The organism is Rhodococcus sp. NPDC047139, assembly GCF_040643435.1.
GTDB lineage: Bacteria > Actinomycetota > Actinomycetes > Mycobacteriales > Mycobacteriaceae > Rhodococcus.
Window position 1 is genome coordinate 1 of record NZ_JBEYUH010000023.1, and the last position, 18,488, is coordinate 18,488.

The window sequence follows — 18,488 nt, forward strand, 5'->3', positions numbered from 1 at the left end:
CGCAAAACGCTCGGCTGGGATACCCCAGCCGAGCGTCTGCGTGATCTAATCACCACCAACTAACAGCGGTGTTGCGTCGACCCCTTGAAACCGCCTACCGATTCGGGGCCTTCGTGTTTCGGAGTGTCCGAGGGGGGACTTGAACCCCCACGTCCGTTAATAGGACACTAGCACCTCAAGCTAGCGCGTCTGCCATTCCGCCACTCGGACCGACGCCCACGCGGGGCATGTCGGTAGAACCCGCTCCCGCGGGCGCTGAGGAAAACAGTAGCGCATCCGGCGGCCGAATCCCAAAACGCCTGATCGGCGGCGCCTGGACGGGGAGGGCGCGTCGAGATGAAAAGGTATGTCCTGCAACGAGAAAAGCCCCGAACCTGTTCGGTTCGGGGCTTTTCTCGTCTGTCTCGACTCAGAGTGTCCGAGGGGGGACTTGAACCCCCACGTCCGTTAATAGGACACTAGCACCTCAAGCTAGCGCGTCTGCCATTCCGCCACTCGGACTCGTGCTCGCACCCGCTCTCGGTGGGCGCTGTGAAAGAGTAACCCACCGCGCCCACGGTCCCAAATCGCGACCTCCACCTGCACTGATCGACGGCCGGGACGGTGGTAGGAATGCAGCCATGGCCACACACACGAGCGCCCATCGACCGTCGCGTGCCGAGGAGGAGGTCGTCGACCTCGTCTCCCGCCTGATCCGGTTCGACACCTCGAACACCGGCGAGCCCGCCACCACCCGCGGCGAACGCGAGTGCGCCGAATGGGTGGCCTCCGTGCTCGAGGAGGTCGGCTACGAGACGACCTATGTCGAGTCCGGAGCGCCGGGCCGCGGCAACGTCTTCGCGCGCCTGGCCGGTGCCGACCCGACCCGCGGCGCCCTGCTGCTGCACGGCCACCTCGACGTCGTACCCGCCGAAGCCGCCGACTGGAGCGTGCATCCCTTCTCGGGAGCGGTCGAGGACGGTTACGTGTGGGGACGCGGGGCGGTCGACATGAAGGACATGGTCGGCATGATGATCGCCGTCGCCCGCTACTTCAAGGCCGAGAACATCGTGCCGCCGCGCGAGCTGGTCTTCGCCTTCGTCGCCGACGAGGAGGCCGGAGGCAAGTTCGGCTCCCAGTGGCTCGTCGAACACCGCCCCGATCTGTTCGAGGGGGTGACCGAAGCAGTGGGGGAGGTCGGGGGGTTCTCGCTGACGGTTCCCCGGCCGGACGGCACCGAGCGGCGCCTCTACATGGTCGAGACCGCCGAGAAGGGGATGGCCTGGATGCGGCTGACCGCCAAGGCCCGCGCCGGCCACGGCTCGTTCCTCCATGAGGACAACGCGGTGACGATCCTCGCCCAGGCCGTCGCCCGCCTGGGCACCCACACCTTCCCGCTGGTGGTGTCCGATTCCGTTGCGGAGTTCCTTGCCGCGGTGGGGGAGGAGACAGACCTCGACTTCGACCCCGCGTCGCCGGATCTGGACGGGACCCTGTCCAAACTCGGGTCCATCGCGCGCATCGTCGGCGCGACGCTGCGCGACACCGCGAATCCCACCATGCTCGACGCCGGATACAAGGCCAACGTCATCCCGCAGACCGCTCACGCGGTCGTCGACTGTCGCATCCTGCCGGGGCGCCGTGCCGAGTTCGAACGCACCGTCGACGAACTGATCGGCCCGGACGTCACCCGCGAATGGATCACCAGTCTCGATTCCTACGAGACGACCTTCGACGGTGATCTCGTGGACGCGATGAACGCCGCGATCCTCGCGCACGATCCGATCGGCCGCACCGTGCCCTACATGCTCTCCGGCGGAACGGACGCGAAGGCCTTCGCGAAACTCGGCATCCGCTGCTTCGGGTTCGCGCCACTGCAGCTACCACCCGAACTGGACTTCGCGGCCCTGTTCCACGGAGTCGACGAGCGTGTCCCGGTCGACGCACTGCGCTTCGGCACCCGTGTCATGGAACACTTCCTCATGCACGCCTGAAGTAGTTGATCCCGATCACGAAAGGACCGGTATGGCCTTCGATTACGACCCGTACAAGTTCCTCCCCGAGCTGCCCACCTTCGAGGTGACCAGCGAGGACTTCGCCGACGGCGAGGAGTGGAAGCTTCCGCAGGCCAGCGGTGCGTTCGGAATCCCGGGTGGCGGCGACGTCTCCCCGCAGCTGTCCTGGTCGGGTTTCCCCGCCGAGACGAAGAGCTTCGTCGTTACGGTGTTCGACCCCGACGCGCCGACCGGCTCGGGCTTCTGGCACTGGGCCGTCGCGAACATCCCGGCGACCGTGACCGAGCTGCCCTCGGGCGCCGGAAGCGCCGACTCGGATGCGTTGCCGGAGCAGGCCGTCACCTTGCGTCACGACGGCGGCGCACACGGGTTCATCGGGGCTGCTCCGCCGGCCGGTCACGGTTACCACCGCTACATCGTCGCGGTGCACGCGCTCGACGTGGACGTGCTCGAGGGCGTCACGCCGGAGTCGAGCCCGGCCTTCCTCGGGTTCAACGTATTCGGGCACGCCATCGCCCGGGGGCTGCTGACCGGCACCTACGAAATTCGCTAGACCCGGGCAGGTTCGGGGCCCCGACCACGACGGTCCGGGCCCCGAACTCTGCATGCCGAGCGCGACGAGACAGGAAGCGGCTGCAGTGCTCAGACGGTCGCGGTCGCTCCGACCGCGTCCGCGACCGAGCGGTACCCGTGGGCGCGCAGCTTGCGGGCGATCCCCTTGTTGATCCGGCGCGCCCAGAACGGGCCGCCGTAGATGAAGCCGGTGTAACCCTGAACCAGGGAAGCGCCCGCGAGGATGCGTTCCCAGGCCTGCTCGGGCGTCTCGATACCGCCCACGGAGACCAGCACGAGTCGGTCGCCGACACGGGCACGCAGCCGCCGCAGCACCTCGACGGACCGGGCGGCGAGCGGTGCTCCCGACAGTCCGCCCGCACCGATCTCGTCGATACGCTCGTGCGACGTGTGCAGGCCGTCGCGGCGGATCGTGGTGTTGGTGGCGACGATGCCCGCCAGACCGAGTTCGAGTGCCAGATCGGCCACCGCATCGACGTCCTCGTCGGACAGATCCGGGGCGATCTTCACCAGCACGGGCACCGTCACGGTGTCGAGCACCGCGGCGAGGATGGGGCGCAGCGACTCCACGGCTTGCAGGTCGCGCAGACCCGGGGTGTTCGGCGACGAGACGTTGACGACCACGAAGTCCGCGAGCGGCCCGAGCAGCCGGGCGCTGTCGGTGTAGTCCTGCGCGGCATGCTCGGCCGGCACCACCTTGGTCTTGCCGATGTTCGCACCGATCGGCACGGTGCGGCGCCGCTGCCGCAGGCGGTTGGCGGCCTCACCGGCACCGTGGTTGTTGAAGCCCATCCGGTTCACGATCGCCCGGTCCTCGGGCAGACGGAACAGCCGCGGAGCAGGATTACCCGGCTGTGGCTGCGCGGTCACGGTTCCGATCTCGGCGAACCCGAAGCCCAGCGGCCCCCACACGTCCACCCCGGTGGCGTCCTTGTCGAAGCCTGCCGCCAGGCCCACCGGGTTGGGGAACTCGACCCCGAACACCGTGGTGCGCAGAATCGGATCGTCGACGACGAGGACCTTCGCGGTCAGCGTCCGCAGCGGCTCGAACCGGGTCACCCAGCGCATCGCCAGAAAAGCGAGATGGTGGGCTCGTTCCGGTGGCAACAGGAACATGAGCCGAAGAAGCAAGCGGTACACGGACAACTCCCTGCAGGCCCGGGACGTGGCCCGGGGGTGTGATCAGCGGACGGTGGGTTCGGGGACGTGATGGGTCGTCTTGCGACGCCGGAGCAGCACGCGGCGGCTCCCGTCCGGGTACAGGCGCACCCGGGTGAGTTCCCAGCCGTGGAACTCCGCGGAGATCGCCAGCCGCATGGAGGCACTCACCCGGGACACGTCCCGAGGAAGTTTCAGCGGCACGTACTCGTAGTCGTCGTTGCTGGTGTCCCAGCCGACAGGCAACCGGGTGAACCGGCCGAGTCGCTCCTCGTTCGCCATCACTGTCCTTCGATCGGGATCCGTTGCAGGCCGTCACCGGTAGCCGAGGCGATCACCAGAGCTGCGTCGACCGGATCGACGGCGATCGAGTTCGGTTGCCGCACCGTTGCGAAGCGGTGGCGTTCTCGCGGGATCCCGGTCGAAAGATCGTAGCCCACCACCTCGTTGCTGCCGGTCAGAGTGACCCAGACGAGATCTCGAGTGTTGTCGTAGGTCACAGCGTACGGCGCGGGACCGACGGGATAACGCTGACGCAGGATGATCGCGTCGAGGGTGTAGACGAGCAGTTCGTCACCGCTGGTGTCGGTGACCATCACTCGCCCGAAAGGATCGGTGACCAGATTCGTCGCGCCCTCACCGGCGCGGAGCGCGGGCCCGAGATGGGCGTCGGCGAGGTCGATCTCGGTCAGCGAGGTCTGCCGCCGGTCGAGTGCCGCCAAGGCCTCGCCGGTGACGGCGAGCGCGTCGACGGAAGCGAGTCCTCCGACGGTGGTGCTCACCTCACCCGATTCCGGGTCCAGGACCAGCACACGGCCGTTGTCGGTCCCGACGGCCCAGCGCCCGTCGGTCAACACGGCTGCCGAGGTGGCGGTGCCGTCGACGGGTACCTCGATGATGCTGCCCTCGACGGCGTCGATGCGCACCACGGCCCCGGCCACCGGTGCGAGTACGCTGCCGGCCGGTCCGGGTACCACGGTTGCCGCGGAGGACGGCAGATCCACCACGCGCGGATCGGCCTCGATGTCGTCGAACAGCGCCACCCGGGCTCCGTCGTCGACCAGAGCGGCGAAGGTGCCGGTGGACGGTTCGGCGACCAGCGTTTCGACCCGCAGGTCGAGCGGCCGGACGTCACCGGCGGGTGTCGGGCCGACTTCGGGTGCGGCAGCCGGCGTGGCGGGCTCGATGGTCTGCAGCACGTCCGGGGTGTTCTCCGACGAGCAGCCGGTCAGGGTGACCAATGCGATCGCTCCGACCATCGTGACCACTCGGATCCCCGCTCTGCCCATCGTTGCTGCTCCTCGCCTTCGGATTCGACTCGCACCTGCCGGTGGCATCCCGGTGACCGGTGCGCCGACCTTCAGTGTTCCTGATGGCGGTCGCGGAGAGGAAAGTGGCTCGGTGCTCGGCGTCCCGGAAGTGAGCTTCGGCTCAGGGCTGTGCCGAGGGGGAGGAGGCGCGGCTCGGTCGGCGGGGGAGCACGAGCGCAGTATCCGTCTCGGGGTGGCGGCCGATCGTCACGGGATAGCGGTAGACGCGTCCGAGCAGTTCCTCGCCGAGGACGTCGTCGGGCGCGCCGTCGGCGACGAGGTGGCCCTGTTCGAGCACACAGATCCGGTCGGCATAGGCGGCGGCGAGACCGAGATCGTGCAGCACGACCACCACGGCGTGCCCGTCGTCGGCGCGGGCCCGCACGACCTGCATGATCTCTTCCTGATGTCCGAGATCCATCGCCGCGGTCGGTTCGTCGAGCAGGAGGGTCTCGGTGTCCTGGGCGAGTACCCGCGCGAGTGCCACGCGGGCGCGTTCACCCCCGGACAAGGACGGGAAGGGCCGCTCGGCCAGATGCTCGACGTCACAGGTCGTCAGCGCCTCGGCAACGATCCGGTCGTCGTCGTCCTGCCGGGGGGTGCGAGCCCACGCCGCCCGGCCCATCCGTACGACCTGCCGGGCGGTGAACGGAAAGCCGACCGAGTGCTGCTGGGGAAGCACGGCGCGGCGGCGTGCCAGCGCGATCGGCGACCACCGGTCGAGGGGACGGCCGTCGATCTCGACACGTCCACCGCTGATCGGATGGTCGCCGGACATGGCCGCGAGCAGGGTGGACTTACCCGCCCCGTTGGGGCCGACGAGCGCGACGATCTCCCCGGTGCGGACCGCGAAGTCGACGCCGTGCAGAATCTCCCGCTCGCCGCGGCGCAGACTCACGTCCACGGCACTCATGGTGGCGGTGCCAGGCGCCGACCGGGCGGGGACCGCGGTCGTCGAGGAGCCGAGGGAACGGGGGAGGAGCCTCATGCCCAGCCACCCTGCTTCGCGCGGGTGCGGCGCAACATCAGGAAGAAGACCGGTCCGCCGATGAGCGAGGTGATCATGCCGAGCGGCAGGTCGGCGTTGGCGACGAGGGTGCGCGCACCGAGATCGGCGGCGAGCAATACGACCGCGCCGGCGAGCACGCTCGCCGCGACCAGCATCCGGTGCGCGGGACCGAGCGCGAGGCGCATCAGGTGGGGCACGACCAGGCCGACGAACATGATGATGCCGGTGAAGGCGGTGGCGCCGCTGACCAGGACGGCGACCGCGAGGATCGACAATTGCCGGACGCGTTCGACGTCCACCCCCAGATGCCGGGCGACGCTCTCGCCGAGGGCCAGCAGGTCGAGTTTCGGGGCGAGCAGCATTGCGACGAGCACACCGGCGAGGGTGAGCGGGGCGACCACCGCGACGACGTCCCAGGTGGCACCGCCGAGACTGCCCAGCTGCCAGAACACGATCTGGTCGCGGGCGGCGGGACTGGCGACGAAGGTGAAGAACGCGATGAGGCCACCGGCCACCGCGTTGACGGCGACACCGGTGAGGATGACGGTGACGACCTCCGTGCGCCCGTTGGATCGGGACAGGACGTAGACCAGCACGGTGGTGATCAGACCGGATACGAGTGCGGCACCTGCGACTGCCCAGCCGGCGGTGAAGGCACCGCCGAGCACTATGACGGCGGACGCACCGACGGCGGCTCCGGAGGACACCCCGATCACGCCGGGTTCGGCGAGGGGGTTGGCGAAGGTTCCCTGCAGTAGTGCTCCCGAACACCCCAGGGCTGCGCCGACGAGCATCGCGAGGACGACGCGTGGGAAGCGCACCTCCCACAGCGTTACTTCCCCGGCGGGATGCGCGGGCAGTGGCCCCAGATCCCAACCGATACGGTGCAGCAGACTACCCACCACTTCGGCGGGGCTCGTGGGTACCTGACCGAGGCAGGCCGACACGACAGCCAGTGCGAGCAGGGCGACGACGAGACCGGTGAGGACGACGGTGGTGCGCCCCCACCCGGCCCTCCTCAGCGCGCGCTCGGGTAGACCGGTGACCTCGGTGACCTCTTCGCTCACGGGCATTCGGCGATCACGACCGGCCCGGATAGTAGAACGCCTCTACCAGAGCGGTCAGGACCTTGCCGGTCTGCGGGCCGAAGCTCAGCAGGGTCGAATCGTCCATGTCCACGATCGTGCCCGTCTTCCCGGCCGGTGTCTGCGCAACCCCCGGAAGCTGTGCGAGCCCGTCGGGTCCGCCCACCGAGTCGAGGCTCTGGGTCATGACGAGGATGATGTCCGGTGCCGAGGCGATCATCGCCTCGCTGGTGATCGGCACGAACTGTGAGCCGAGGCCGGCGAGGACTCCGGCGTCGCGGCCACCGGCGGCCGTGATGAGCGCATCGGCTCCGGATCCGGGGCCGCCGAGCATCTTGATCGCCGAGCCGCGCAGGTAGAGGAAGGCGACGGTGGGTTCGGGGTGGTCGGCGGGAATCGAGGCCTTCGCCGCGTCGATCTCCTGCAGGGTGCGTTGCGCGAGGGCGGCGCCCGCATCGGGGACACCCAGCGCCGCCGCGACCGCTTCGATGTCGGAGGCGACCGTCTCGAGGGAGCGTTCCGGGTCGACGAACACCACGGGCACGCCGGTTGCGCGGATCTGCTCCTGCACCGCGAGCGGCCCGATGGAGGTGTCGGTGAGCACGACGGTCGGGTTCAACGCGAGGATCGCCTCGGCGTTGAGACCGTGCCCGCCCGGTGTGACGTTGGGAACGTCCTCGATCGCGGGGAAGGACGGGGTGGAGCGGCCGACGAGCTTGTTGCCGAGACCGAGGGCGTAGACCGTCTGGGCGAGAGTGCCGGAGCGGTCGGCCACCACGATCCGGGAGACGTCGGTGACGGTGGTCTCGATACCGTCGGCGCCGCGCACCCTCGCCGGCAGGACCGGAGCGGGGTCGGTGGTGATCGGCTCGGGCGCGGAATCCACCACGGCGGTGCGCGGACCGGTGATGACGTCGGTGGTCGACTCGTCGGTGGTGGGCGCACTGCACGCGACGACGAGCACACCCAGCATCACGATCCACGCGATGGGCAGTCGGGTGATGGAGCGGAACATCGGTCAGGCACGCACCCGGTAGCGGTCGAGATCGCGCGCGAGATCTGCGAACAGGGCACCGTTGAGCCCGTACACCAGGTTCGCTTCGTCGATCACGGCCTGCTGCTGGTCGCCGTCGAGCGGGGCGGCGTCGAGTTTTGCGCGGTAGGCGTCCTTGAACGGTTTGGTCTTCGGGATCTCGTCGAAGATGTAGAAGCGCAGCCCGTCGCGTTCGTAGCCATAGGCGCGTTCGAGCATGCGGCGAATGATCTGCCCGCCGGACAGGTCACCGAGATACCGCAGATAGTGGTGCGCGAGGAAGGCTTCCGGGGAGACCGCGGCGACCTGCTCGAGGCGGTCGACGTAGGCGACCGTCGCGGGCAGGGGCGCGATGAGGGCTCGCCAGTCGGGTCCGATCAGGAAGTTCAGGTCGGCCTCGAGCGCGGCGGTGCGGAGCAGTTCGTCGCTGAGGAAGGGCCCGACGATCGGATCGCCTGCGTAGCTGCGGCCGATCCGTTCGAGGCTGTCGTAGACGAACCAGGTCTGGGCGATGAGTGCGGCGTGCGCGTCGGTCGACAGCTTGCCGTCCAGCAGTTCGGAGACGAACAGCGAGTTCTCGGTGTCGCTGTGTGCCTGCTGGGTCTCGAGCCGGATGCGTTCGGCGAATCCGACGACTTCCGTCGTGGCCATCGACCGACCTCCCTCACGTTGCCTGTACCGAATGTACTCGGCAGGCTAGCCTAACCTTCACAAAAGGGGGAGGCGAGAGTCACGTAGCCGGGATCACGCACTCACGTCGTCGAGCGCGGCGGCGATCGCCGGCGGCAAGGCCAGTTCCTCGGCGACCAGCACTCCGGTCAGCTGCGCGAGATCCCGTGCGCCCACGAGTGTCGAGGCCACATGCGGCCGGTCCCGCACCCACGCGAGGGCCACCGCCAGTGGTGAGGTGCCCAGGCCGTCCGCGGCCGTGGCCACCGCGTCGACCACGCGCACCGCGGACTCGGTGAGATAGCGGCGAACCTCTTCGGTGTGCACGTCGTCGGCGCCTCGCGAATCCGCCGGTATCCCTGCCCGGTACTTGCCCGTGAGCACACCGCCGGCGAGCGGCACCGCCGCGAAGACCCCCACGCCGTGGTGCGCCGCCGCCGGGATCAGCTCGTCCTCGACGCCGCGGGCGAGCAGGGAGTACTCGACCTGGGTGCTGATCAGGGGAGCCGGCCGCCGGGCGGCGGCCGCGGCGGTGGCGAGCTGCCAGCCGAGATAGCCGCGCACCCCGACGTATCGCACGCGCCCACTGGTGACGGCGAACTCGAGGGCATCCATGACCTCCTCGACCGGGGTCTGCGGATCCCATGTCGCGACCTGCCACACGTCGAGGTGATCGGTGCCGAGTTCGCGCAGGGTCGCGTCGAGCTGGTTGAGCAGTCCCGATCGGGAGCAGTCCACGCGGCCGGAACCGAGCCTCGTGGTGTCGATGCCGGAACTTCCCGACAGCACCAGCCGGTCGCGAGGTACCACGTCGTCGAGCAGCTCCGCGAGGATCCGCTGGGCGACTCCGTCCCCGTAGGCCGGGGAGGTGTCGACGAGCGTGCCGCCCACGTCGACGAACGCCGACAGCTGGGCTGCGGCTTCGTCGCCGTCCGTTCCACGTCCCCACGTGAAGGTCCCCAGGCCGAGCCGTGACACCCGCAGGCCGCTCGCACCGACTGTCCTGTATTCCATAACTGTCCGCGTTCCTCCCGACACGACAGGACGTCGCCGCGCTCGGCCACGACCCCGGTACTGCACCCTAGTGCGCCGGACGCGCGCCGCACTGTCCGGCGCGCCGACCGAGCGAGCACCACGTACCCTTCGGCGAGTGAGAATCGCCGCCCACATCCGAGCCAGTCGCCCCGTACACCGTTCGGTCTCCGCGCCGGGAGTGCTTGCATGATCGGCGAATCGATGACCTGGCTGCAGACGATCGTGCTCGGCATCGTGCAGGGGCTCACGGAGTTCCTGCCGATCTCGTCCTCGGGGCACATGCGGATCGTCTCGGAGGTCTTCTTCGGTGAGGACGCCGGTGCGTCGTTCACCGCAGTCACCCAGCTGGGCACGGAGGCGGCCGTGCTGGTGTACTTCGCCGGCGACATCCGGCGGATCATGTGGGCCTGGTTCCGGGGCCTGCTCCACCGCGAGCACCGCTCCGATCACGATTACAAGATGGGCTGGTACGTCATCCTCGGCACCATCCCGATCGGCATCCTCGGGGTGCTCTTCAAGGACGACATCCGCACCGTCGCGCGCAATCTGTGGCTCGTCGCGACGATGCTCATCGTGTTCTCGCTCGTCATCGCCGCCGCCGAGTACTTCGGCAGGCAGCGTCGAGACGTGAGTCAGCTCACCCTCAAGGACGGCCTGATCATGGGCTCGGCGCAGGCGCTGGCGCTGATTCCCGGGGTGTCCCGCTCCGGCGGCACCATCTCCGCCGGCCTGTTCCTCGGACTCACCCGTGAGGCCGCTGCCCGGTACTCGTTCCTGCTCGCGATCCCCGCCGTGGTCGCCTCCGGTCTGTTCAGCCTTCCCGACGCCTTCGAACCGTCCGGTGAGGGACTCGACGCGTCGGGGCCGCAGTTGTTCGTCGCCACCCTCATCGCCTTCGTGGTCGGTTATGCGGCGATCGCCTGGCTGCTGCGATTCGTCGTGAATCACTCGATGTATTGGTTCGTGGGCTACCGGGTGATTCTCGGTGCGGTCGTACTGGCGCTGCTCGCGACCGGCGTGGTCTCCGCCACCTGAGAGGCTGTCGGCGGGCGGTACCTCTAGGCTGGGCGCATGACGGTCATCCTGCTGCGGCACGGACGGTCGACGGCGAACACCTCGCACGTCCTGGCCGGTCGTACTCCCGGAGTCGAACTCGACGAGGTCGGCCACGTCCAGGCGAAGAATCTCGTGACCCGGTTCGCCGGACTCGAAGTCACCGAGATCGTGCGATCGCCGCTGTTGCGCTGTCGGCAGACGGTGCAGCCGCTGGCCACCGATCGTGGACTCGACCCGGTCGTCGACGAGCGACTCGCCGAGGTCGACTACGGGCAGTGGACCGGCCGTGAACTGAAAGATCTGGTGAAAGAGCCCCTGTGGGGGGTCGTGCAGCAGCACGCCTCTGCAGCGGTCTTCCCGGACGGTGAAGGACTCGCGCAGGTGCAGTCCCGCGCGGTCGCCGCGATCCGCGAACACGACCGGCGCTTGCGTCAGGCGCACGGCAAGGACGTCGTGTGGATCGCGTGCAGCCACGGCGACGTCATCAAGTCGATCCTCGCCGACGCGTTGGCGACACATCTCGACGGCTTCCAGCGGATCGTCGCCGAACCGGCTTCGATCAGCGTCGTCCGCTACACCGACACGCGCCCGTTCGTGCTGCGGATCAACGACACCGGTTCGGATCTGTCCGGTCTCGCCGGCCCGGCCGAGCCCAAGTCCGTGCCGGGCGGAGAGGTACCCGGAGCGGTGGAGAAGCCGGGTGACCCGCCGCAGGGGCACCGGCAGGAGACGCCGCGCGGATAATGACAGTGACCGGCATGGCAGAGTGTGGGGACTCGAGGAGGTGTGATGGCCCGCGCGATACACGTGTTTCGAACACCGGATCGGTTCGTCGCCGGCACCGTCGGTGAACCGGGCGACCGGGTGTTCTACCTGCAGGCCGTGCACGAGTCCCGTGTAGTGAGCGTGCTTCTGGAGAAGCAGCAGGTGCAGATCCTGGCCGACCGGATGGGATTGCTGCTCGAAGAGGTCCAGCGCCGATTCGGCACCGTGATCCCCGACGAGCCGGACCTCGACGTCAGCCCCCTGGTGACGCCGATCGAAGCCGAGTTCCGCGTCGGCACCATGGGGCTCGGCTGGGACGCCGACGCCGGGTCCGTGGTGGTGGAACTGCTCGCGGTGACCGACACCGAACTCGACGAGTCGGTGGTGCTCGACGACACCGAGGAAGGCCCCGACGCGGTGCGGGTGTTCCTGACGCCGGTACAGGCTCGCGAGTTCGCGGCCCGCTCCGAACTCGTCGTCTCGGCCGGTCGCACCCCGTGCCCGCTGTGCGGCGAACCGATCGGCGCCGACGGGCACATCTGCATCCGCACCAACGGCTATCTGCGCACCTCCGGATTCGATCCTGCCTCGTGGTTCGGCGAGGAAAGCTGACCGACGTGACGACCGCCGACGTGCGTACCGTTCTGACCGACGGCGACCTCACCGTCGTCGGGCAGATCGTGCACGCGAGCAACGCCACCCTCGTGTGCGATGCACAGGTGGGTGACACCGTCGTGCGGTGCGTCTACAAGCCGGTCCGGGGCGAGCGGCCACTGTGGGATTTTCCCGAAGGCACCCTCGCCGGTCGGGAGGTCGCGTCATATCTGATCTCCGAGGCACTCGGGTGGGACGTGGTCCCGTTGACGGTGCTGCGCGACGGGCCGTACGGACCCGGCATGGTGCAGCGGTGGATCGACACGGTCGATCCCGCGGAGAGTGCGGCGGAGCGACTCGATCTGGTGGACCTGTGTCCGGCCGGTTCGGTGGCGCAGGGTTGGCTGCCGGTGCTGCGCGCCCGCGACCTGGACGGCGATCAGGTGGTGCTCGTGCATGCCGACGATCCGCGGCTGCAGCGCATGGCGGTGCTCGACGTGGTGCTCAACAACGCCGACCGCAAGGGCGGGCACGTCCTCGAAGGTCTCGACGGCAACGTCTACGGCGTCGACCACGGCATCTGCCTCCACCAGCACGACAAGCTGCGCACCGTGCTGTGGGGCTGGAGCGGCGAACCGGTCGACCCGGTACTGCTCGCCGATCTCGACAAACTGCTGCGCCGCTTCGACGGCGGGTTCGCCGAGGAACTGCACGAACACATCACCGGCGCCGAGGTCCGCGCGCTGCAACGCAGGATCGGGGCGCTGCTCGAGCATCCCGTGATGCCGCATCCGCGCGGGGACCGGCGCATTCCCTGGCCCGCCTTCTGAGGCCTCGCCCGTCGCCTGCCGCATGCCCGGGTGCCCGCGCGGAGCACTCCTGCGGCTCCATTAGGCTCGTAGTCATGCAATCTTGGTCCGATGTCGCAATCCCGTCCGTCCCCGGTCAGGGGCCCCCGCTGCGGTTGTTCGACACCGCGGACCGTGCGGTGCGCCCCGTCACCCCGGGCGACACCGCGACGATGTACGTGTGCGGTATCACCCCCTACGACGCCACGCATCTCGGCCATGCCGCCACCTATCTGACCTTCGATCTGGTCAACCGCATCTGGCGCGACGCCGGCCACGACGTGCACTACGTGCAGAACGTCACCGACGTCGACGACCCGCTGTTCGAACGGGCCGAACGCGACGGCGAGGACTGGATCGTGCTCGGCATGCGCGAGACCGCCTTGTTCCGCGAGGACATGGAAGCGCTGCGCGTGCTGCCGCCGCGGGACTACATCGGCGCCGTCGAATCGGTGAACGAGGTCGTCGAACTCGTCGAGAAACTCGTTGCCTCCGGTGCCGCCTACACCGTCGACGACCCCGAATATCCCGACGTGTACTTCCGGATCGACGCCACCGAGCAGTTCGGCTACGAGTCCGGCTACGACCACGAGACGATGATGCGGTTCTTCGCCGAGCGTGGCGGCGACCCGGATCGCCCCGGCAAGCGCAACCCGCTCGACGCGCTGCTGTGGCGCGCACAGCGGCCCGGCGAGCCGGCGTGGCCGTCCCCCTTCGGTGACGGGCGTCCCGGCTGGCACATCGAGTGCGCGGCGATCGCGCTGAACCGCATCGGTTCCGGCTTCGACGTCCAGGGCGGCGGCAGCGACCTGATCTTCCCGCACCACGAGTTCTCCGCCGCGCACGCCGAAGCCGTCACCGGTGAGCGGCGTTTCGCCCGGCACTATGTGCACACCGGCATGATCGGCCTCGACGGCGAGAAGATGTCGAAGTCGCGCGGCAACCTGGTGTTCGTGTCCAAGCTGCGCGGTGAAGGTGTCGACCCGGCCGCGATCCGCCTGGGCCTGCTGTCCGGCCACTACCGCGTCGACCGGCCGTGGACGGCCGAGATGCTCGAGGCGGCGCAGGCGCGACTGGTGTTGTGGCGTGAAGCGGCCGCGTTGTCGTCGTCCCCCTCCGCGGACGACGCGGTCGCGCGCCTTCGTCAGCACCTCGCCGACGACCTCGACACCCCGAAAGCCCTCGACGCCCTGGACGGGTGGGCGAAGTTCGCGGTCGAGCGGGGTGGCGACGACGCGACGGCACCGGGCTTGTTCGCCGACGCGGTCGACGCCCTGCTGGGCGTGAACCTGCGCTGATGCACCCGTGCATGGTTTCGGTAGCGGTGGACTCCCGGAATCACGCACGCCGCGGTCACGTCAACAGCGCGCGGATGTCCTCGGCGATCAGCGCCGACGAGAACACCTCGCCGTCGTCGACGACGGAGGAGAACAGTTCCGACTTCCGCAACTGCAGTGCCCGTATCTTCGCTTCGATGGTGTCGCGGGAGATCAGCCGGTAGACCATGACGTTGCGGGTCTGCCCGATCCGGTGGGTGCGGTCGACGGCCTGCGCCTCGGCGGCGGGGTTCCACCACGGGTCGAGTAGGAAACAGTAGTCGGCCTCCACCAGATTCAACCCGAATCCGCCGGCCTCGAGGCTGACGAGGAAGACCGGCTCCGTGCCGGATCTGAACTCGCCGAGCAGTTTTCCGCGTTGGCGGGTCTTGCCGTCGAGGTAGAGGTATTCGATACCGGCCGCGCCGAGCCGGGCGCGGATCCGGGCAAGGAACCCGGTGAACAATCACGGCCGCCGAGAAGCACCTGGTCACCAACGGATTGCGTCCACTCGGCGGCTCCAAGTCCGGAAGAGGAACAGCACCGCAAAGTCGCCGCGAAGGCACGCACAACCCTTAACACCGTGCGTCGGCAGCCAGCGAAGAAGAAGCCGGGCAAGAGCGCTGCAACCACTCGTTCGAGTCCAACCGGAACCAACCGCGATTCCAAGTGCTGGCCACCTCTGGCGTGACACCCAGGAGAAAATCGAAGCCGAATGGTTACTGCCCGTGCGAGCCGGTGGAGTCGGAGGTCGACGAGGTCTTCGAGATAGCCGAAATGCAGCTGAGGTCCGCCATCCGGTGGGCCACGACGATCTCTGGTCCGTGGAGATGACATGCCGGGGTCTGCGCGCGGGGCAGGGGGATCGTCCCGTCATCCCCCCGACCACAGTCGGCGCCTCCGCTGCAGTGCTCGGCGCAGTTCCTCTCGATCGTCGAAGGGGCGCACCGTGTCGCCGGTGACCAGACGAGGCTCGCAGCCTCGCCCGGCCACGACGACGACGTCACCGGGCCTCGCGTAGGAGACAGCGATCTCGAAGGCGCGGTGACGGTCGCCTTCGATGACGACGTGCGCACAGTCGGCGGCACGAGCACCTTCGGCGAGCGCTTCTCTCAGGACCCGAGCGTCATCGGAGTACGGACTGTCGTCGGTGATCACCACGACGTCGGCATAGGTCGCCGCGGTGTGGCCGAGCGGGTATCGCTTGCCGGGGTCACGCTCCCCGGTCGCGCTGATCACGAGTACGAGTCGCCGCTCGCCGGCCAGGGAGCGGAGGAACGGCAACAGGACCTGTTGCCCGGATGTGTTGTGCATGTAATCCACCAGCGCGAGCACGTCCTGACCGTCGTCGACGCGCTCGAGCCGGCCGGGTACGCCAGCGAGCGTTTCCATTCCTGCGGCGGCTTGCAGGACATCGCCGCCGGCGGCGGCCACCGAGGTCAGGGCCGTCAGTGCGTTGGACACCTGGTGGGGGCCGAGCAGCGACAGCCGTACCCGCGCGTGGCCGACGGGGGTGTGCGCGGTGAAGGCGGTGCCGTGGAGGTCGCAGTGAATGGAGTCCGCGTACACGTCGGCGCCGGCGTCGCGTGTCGAGTGCGTCCATACCGGTAGGTCGGTCGCGGCTGCGAGCCGCCGGCCGTAAACGTCGTCGATATTGATCACCGCGTCCTGGGCGCGGTCGGCGGTGAACAGCGCCGCCTTGGCGGCGAAATATCGTTCCATCGTGCGGTGGAAATCGAGATGGTCGGGGCCGAGATTGGTGAAGGCGACCGTGCGGAAGCGCACACCGTCGACGCGGCCCAGGCTGACGGCGTGCGAGGACACCTCCAGCGAGACCGCCCGCACGTCCTGGTCGCGGAACTCCGCGAGGGTCCGATGCACGACCGCCGCTTCGGGGGTGGTGCGGATAGCGGGCCGACTGCTTCCGGGACAGCGGACGACGACACCGCCGATCATGCCCGTGACCAGGCCGTTGGCGGCGAGCGCGGCGTCGAGGAGATAGGTCGCGCTCGTTTTGCCGTTGGTGCCGGTCACCCCGTGGATCTGCAGGTCGTGCGAGGGATGACCGTGGATCCAGGACGCCAGGGGTCCGACCCACCGGCGCGGGTCGTCGACGATCACCGTGGGGAGCGTCCCGTGAGAGGGCCGATCGCTGAGCACCGCGGCCGCGCCGTGCGACGCCGCTTCGGCCTCGAAGTCGAGACCGTGGAAACGGTGTCCCGGCAGCGCCGCATACAAGTCCCCGGGCCGTACCGAGCGGGAATCGTCGCTGACCCCGGTGACGACACGTTCGTCACCTTCGTAGGGCCCTGAACTCACGGCGTCGCCGAGGTGCGAAACGATGTCGCGGACCTGGATCCGCCGGGCGGGCCGGCGGGAGTCGTCCGGGTCGAGGTGCACGTGAACGGATACCCGCTGTAGACGAATCGATGCCTCTGGGCATGTCTCGGCCGGGCAACGAAGCGGGTCACCGGTCGCCGAAGGCGTGAGACGCCGGGCCGTGGTTACCCTCGTGGGATGACTGCGATCCCGGATTACCCTGTCGGCACGAACTCCGCGGTGCCCGGTCTCGAAAGCTCGTTCGCCGACGATTTGAGCGGATTGTCGGTGCCGTGGCAGGGCACCGAGGTTCCCGAGCCGGAACTGCTCGTACTCAACGAGGATCTCGCGGTGTCGCTGGGGCTGGACGTGGCCGCGCTGCGAAGCGACGACGGTGTCGCCGTCCTGGCCGGCGCGGCCGTGCCGGCCGGTGCGAAGCCGGTCGCGATGGCGTACGCCGGTCACCAGTTCGGTGGATACGCCCCGCTGCTCGGGGACGGGCGGGCGTTGCTGCTCGGCGAACTCGTCGGCGGTGACGGCCGGCGCGCGGACCTGCATCTGAAGGGATCGGGGCCCACCCCGTTCTCCCGGGGCGGCGACGGCTTCGCAGTGGTCGGACCGATGTTGCGCGAATACCTCGTGAGCGAGGCGATGCACGCCCTGGGCATCCCGACCACCCGTGCGTTGTCGGTCGTGGCGACCGGGCGGCAGGTCCTCCGTGACGGGGTCGAACCGGGCGCGGTACTCGCCCGCGTGGCAGCGAGCCACCTGCGGGTGGGGACTTTCGAGTTCGCGGTGCGGCGGGGGGAGATCGTGCGCTCGCTCGCCGACTATGCGATCGCCCGGCACTATCCGGAATTGCTCGACCTGCCCGAGACCGGCGAGACCAATCGGTACCTGGCCTTCTTTGCCGCCGTCGTCGAGGCGCAGGCGTCCCTGGTGGCGAAGTGGATGCTCGTCGGTTTCGTCCACGGGGTGATGAACACCGACAACACCACGATCTCGGGGGAGACCATCGATTACGGTCCGTGTGCCTTCCTCGACAGGCTCGATCCGGCCGCGGTCTTCAGTTCCATCGACCACGGGGGCCGGTACGCCTTCGGAAATCAGCCCGCCGTCCTGAAATGGAACCTCGCGCGCCTCGCAGAAACCTTGCTGACACTGATCGATCCGGAGCCGAACGTCGCCATTGCCGCGGTCACCGCCGTCCTCGACAGCTTCGACGAACGGTACGACGGTCACTTCGTGTCCGGTGTGGCCGCGAAGCTCGGATTCGCGGACGCGACGGTCGATCGAGCGCTGATTGATCGATTGCTGACGTTGACGGCCGAACACGGCGCCGATTGGACGGGTATCTTCCGTGCGCTCGCGGACGAACTTCGCGGAAACGGGGATCCCCTCGACGGATTCGTGCCGCGTGAGCAGATCGGGCCATGGCTCGACCGCTGGCGTGCCGCGCTGGCCGAGCACGGGCGCGGCGAGCAGGAGGCAGCAGAGGCGATGGACCGCGTCAACCCCCTGTACATCCCGCGCAATCATCAGGTCGACGCCGCACTGAAGGCGGCCACCGGCGGGAACCTCGGGCCGTTCGAGACACTGCTCGAGGTCGTCACACACCCCTTCGGGCGTCGCGACGAATGGGCCGAATTCGCTTCGCCCGCACCGAGGTCGTTCACCGACAGCTTCCGGACCTTCTGCGGCACCTGACCTGGCACGCTCCTCGA

Annotated in this window: 17 protein-coding genes, 2 tRNA genes and 1 pseudogene; 8 read left to right on the forward strand and 12 right to left on the reverse strand. The window is 68.8% G+C overall.

Annotation, left to right across the window (positions count from 1 at the left end; genetic code table 11):
- Window positions 1-124: 124 nt before the first annotated feature.
- Window positions 125-210, reverse strand: a tRNA-Leu gene (locus ABZ789_RS21080).
- Between the two features lie 205 nt (window positions 211-415).
- Window positions 416-501, reverse strand: a tRNA-Leu gene (locus tag ABZ789_RS21085).
- Window positions 502-620: 119 nt separating this feature from the next.
- Here ABZ789_RS21085 and ABZ789_RS21090 point away from each other — a divergent pair.
- A complete protein-coding gene (locus ABZ789_RS21090) occupies window positions 621-1,973 on the forward strand; it encodes a M20/M25/M40 family metallo-hydrolase (protein ID WP_358428063.1) in 1,353 nt (450 codons plus the stop codon).
- A gap of 31 nt (window positions 1,974-2,004) precedes the next feature.
- Window positions 2,005-2,547 carry a YbhB/YbcL family Raf kinase inhibitor-like protein gene (locus ABZ789_RS21095; RefSeq protein WP_358428066.1) on the forward strand — a complete coding sequence of 181 codons (543 nt, stop codon included), beginning with the start codon at window positions 2,005-2,007 and terminating at the stop codon, window positions 2,545-2,547.
- 89 nt (window positions 2,548-2,636) lie between these two features.
- Here ABZ789_RS21095 and ABZ789_RS21100 read toward each other — a convergent pair whose 3' ends face one another.
- From ABZ789_RS21100 to ABZ789_RS21135, 8 genes are all read right to left on the reverse strand, one after another.
- Window positions 2,637-3,707 (reverse strand): quinone-dependent dihydroorotate dehydrogenase, encoded by a 1,071-nt coding sequence (locus ABZ789_RS21100; RefSeq protein WP_358428069.1) that lies wholly within the window; start codon window positions 3,705-3,707, stop codon window positions 2,637-2,639.
- 42 nt (window positions 3,708-3,749) lie between these two features.
- On the reverse strand, window positions 3,750-4,007 hold the full coding sequence (locus ABZ789_RS21105; RefSeq protein WP_358428072.1) for a DUF5703 family protein: 258 nt from the start codon (window positions 4,005-4,007) through the stop codon (window positions 3,750-3,752).
- Entirely contained in the window at window positions 4,007-5,014 is a 1,008-nt protein-coding gene (locus ABZ789_RS21110) for a hypothetical protein (protein WP_358428075.1), read from the reverse strand. Before ABZ789_RS21110 ends, ABZ789_RS21105 begins: the two co-directional genes overlap by 1 nt.
- A gap of 142 nt (window positions 5,015-5,156) precedes the next feature.
- Window positions 5,157-5,948: a heme ABC transporter ATP-binding protein gene (locus tag ABZ789_RS21115; protein ID WP_358428192.1), complete on the reverse strand. Its 792-nt coding sequence runs from the start codon at window positions 5,946-5,948 to the stop codon at window positions 5,157-5,159.
- Window positions 5,949-6,019: 71 nt separating this feature from the next.
- Window positions 6,020-7,117, reverse strand: coding sequence for an iron ABC transporter permease (locus tag ABZ789_RS21120; protein ID WP_358428078.1), 1,098 nt, complete (start codon window positions 7,115-7,117; stop codon window positions 6,020-6,022).
- Between the two features lie 7 nt (window positions 7,118-7,124).
- Window positions 7,125-8,144, reverse strand: coding sequence for an ABC transporter substrate-binding protein (locus ABZ789_RS21125; RefSeq protein ID WP_358428081.1), 1,020 nt, complete (start codon window positions 8,142-8,144; stop codon window positions 7,125-7,127).
- Between the two features lie 3 nt (window positions 8,145-8,147).
- Window positions 8,148-8,813 carry a biliverdin-producing heme oxygenase gene (locus ABZ789_RS21130; RefSeq protein WP_358428084.1) on the reverse strand — a complete coding sequence of 222 codons (666 nt, stop codon included), beginning with the start codon at window positions 8,811-8,813 and terminating at the stop codon, window positions 8,148-8,150.
- Window positions 8,814-8,906: 93 nt separating this feature from the next.
- On the reverse strand, window positions 8,907-9,845 hold the full coding sequence (locus ABZ789_RS21135; RefSeq protein ID WP_358428087.1) for an aldo/keto reductase: 939 nt from the start codon (window positions 9,843-9,845) through the stop codon (window positions 8,907-8,909).
- 210 nt (window positions 9,846-10,055) lie between these two features.
- On the opposite strand from ABZ789_RS21135, the gene ABZ789_RS21140 reads away from it, so the two are divergent.
- The 5 genes from ABZ789_RS21140 (at window position 10,056) to mshC (ending at window position 14,427) form a co-directional block, all read left to right on the forward strand.
- Window positions 10,056-10,901, forward strand: a complete 846-nt coding sequence (locus tag ABZ789_RS21140) for an undecaprenyl-diphosphate phosphatase (protein WP_358428195.1) — start codon at window positions 10,056-10,058, stop codon at window positions 10,899-10,901.
- A 36-nt stretch (window positions 10,902-10,937) separates the two neighbouring features.
- Window positions 10,938-11,666 carry a histidine phosphatase family protein gene (locus tag ABZ789_RS21145; protein ID WP_358428090.1) on the forward strand — a complete coding sequence of 243 codons (729 nt, stop codon included), beginning with the start codon at window positions 10,938-10,940 and terminating at the stop codon, window positions 11,664-11,666.
- Between the two features lie 45 nt (window positions 11,667-11,711).
- Window positions 11,712-12,299 (forward strand): DUF3090 domain-containing protein, encoded by a 588-nt coding sequence (locus ABZ789_RS21150; RefSeq protein ID WP_358428093.1) that lies wholly within the window; start codon window positions 11,712-11,714, stop codon window positions 12,297-12,299.
- A gap of 5 nt (window positions 12,300-12,304) precedes the next feature.
- Window positions 12,305-13,111 carry an SCO1664 family protein gene (locus ABZ789_RS21155; protein ID WP_358428096.1) on the forward strand — a complete coding sequence of 269 codons (807 nt, stop codon included), beginning with the start codon at window positions 12,305-12,307 and terminating at the stop codon, window positions 13,109-13,111.
- Between the two features lie 74 nt (window positions 13,112-13,185).
- Window positions 13,186-14,427, forward strand: a complete 1,242-nt coding sequence (gene mshC / locus ABZ789_RS21160; protein ID WP_358428099.1) for a cysteine--1-D-myo-inosityl 2-amino-2-deoxy-alpha-D-glucopyranoside ligase — start codon at window positions 13,186-13,188, stop codon at window positions 14,425-14,427.
- 55 nt (window positions 14,428-14,482) lie between these two features.
- Here mshC and ABZ789_RS21165 read toward each other — a convergent pair.
- Both ABZ789_RS21165 and ABZ789_RS21170 read right to left on the reverse strand, forming a co-directional pair.
- Window positions 14,483-14,908: pseudogene (locus ABZ789_RS21165) on the reverse strand (C-terminal helicase domain-containing protein); the annotation flags it as partial.
- 410 nt (window positions 14,909-15,318) lie between these two features.
- On the reverse strand, window positions 15,319-16,845 hold the full coding sequence (locus tag ABZ789_RS21170; protein WP_358428102.1) for a UDP-N-acetylmuramoyl-L-alanyl-D-glutamate--2,6-diaminopimelate ligase: 1,527 nt from the start codon (window positions 16,843-16,845) through the stop codon (window positions 15,319-15,321).
- Between the two features lie 117 nt (window positions 16,846-16,962).
- Between ABZ789_RS21170 and ABZ789_RS21175 the strand changes: the two genes are divergently transcribed.
- Window positions 16,963-18,471 (forward strand): protein adenylyltransferase SelO, encoded by a 1,509-nt coding sequence (locus ABZ789_RS21175; RefSeq protein WP_358428105.1) that lies wholly within the window; start codon window positions 16,963-16,965, stop codon window positions 18,469-18,471.
- The last annotated feature ends 17 nt before the right edge of the window (window positions 18,472-18,488 follow it).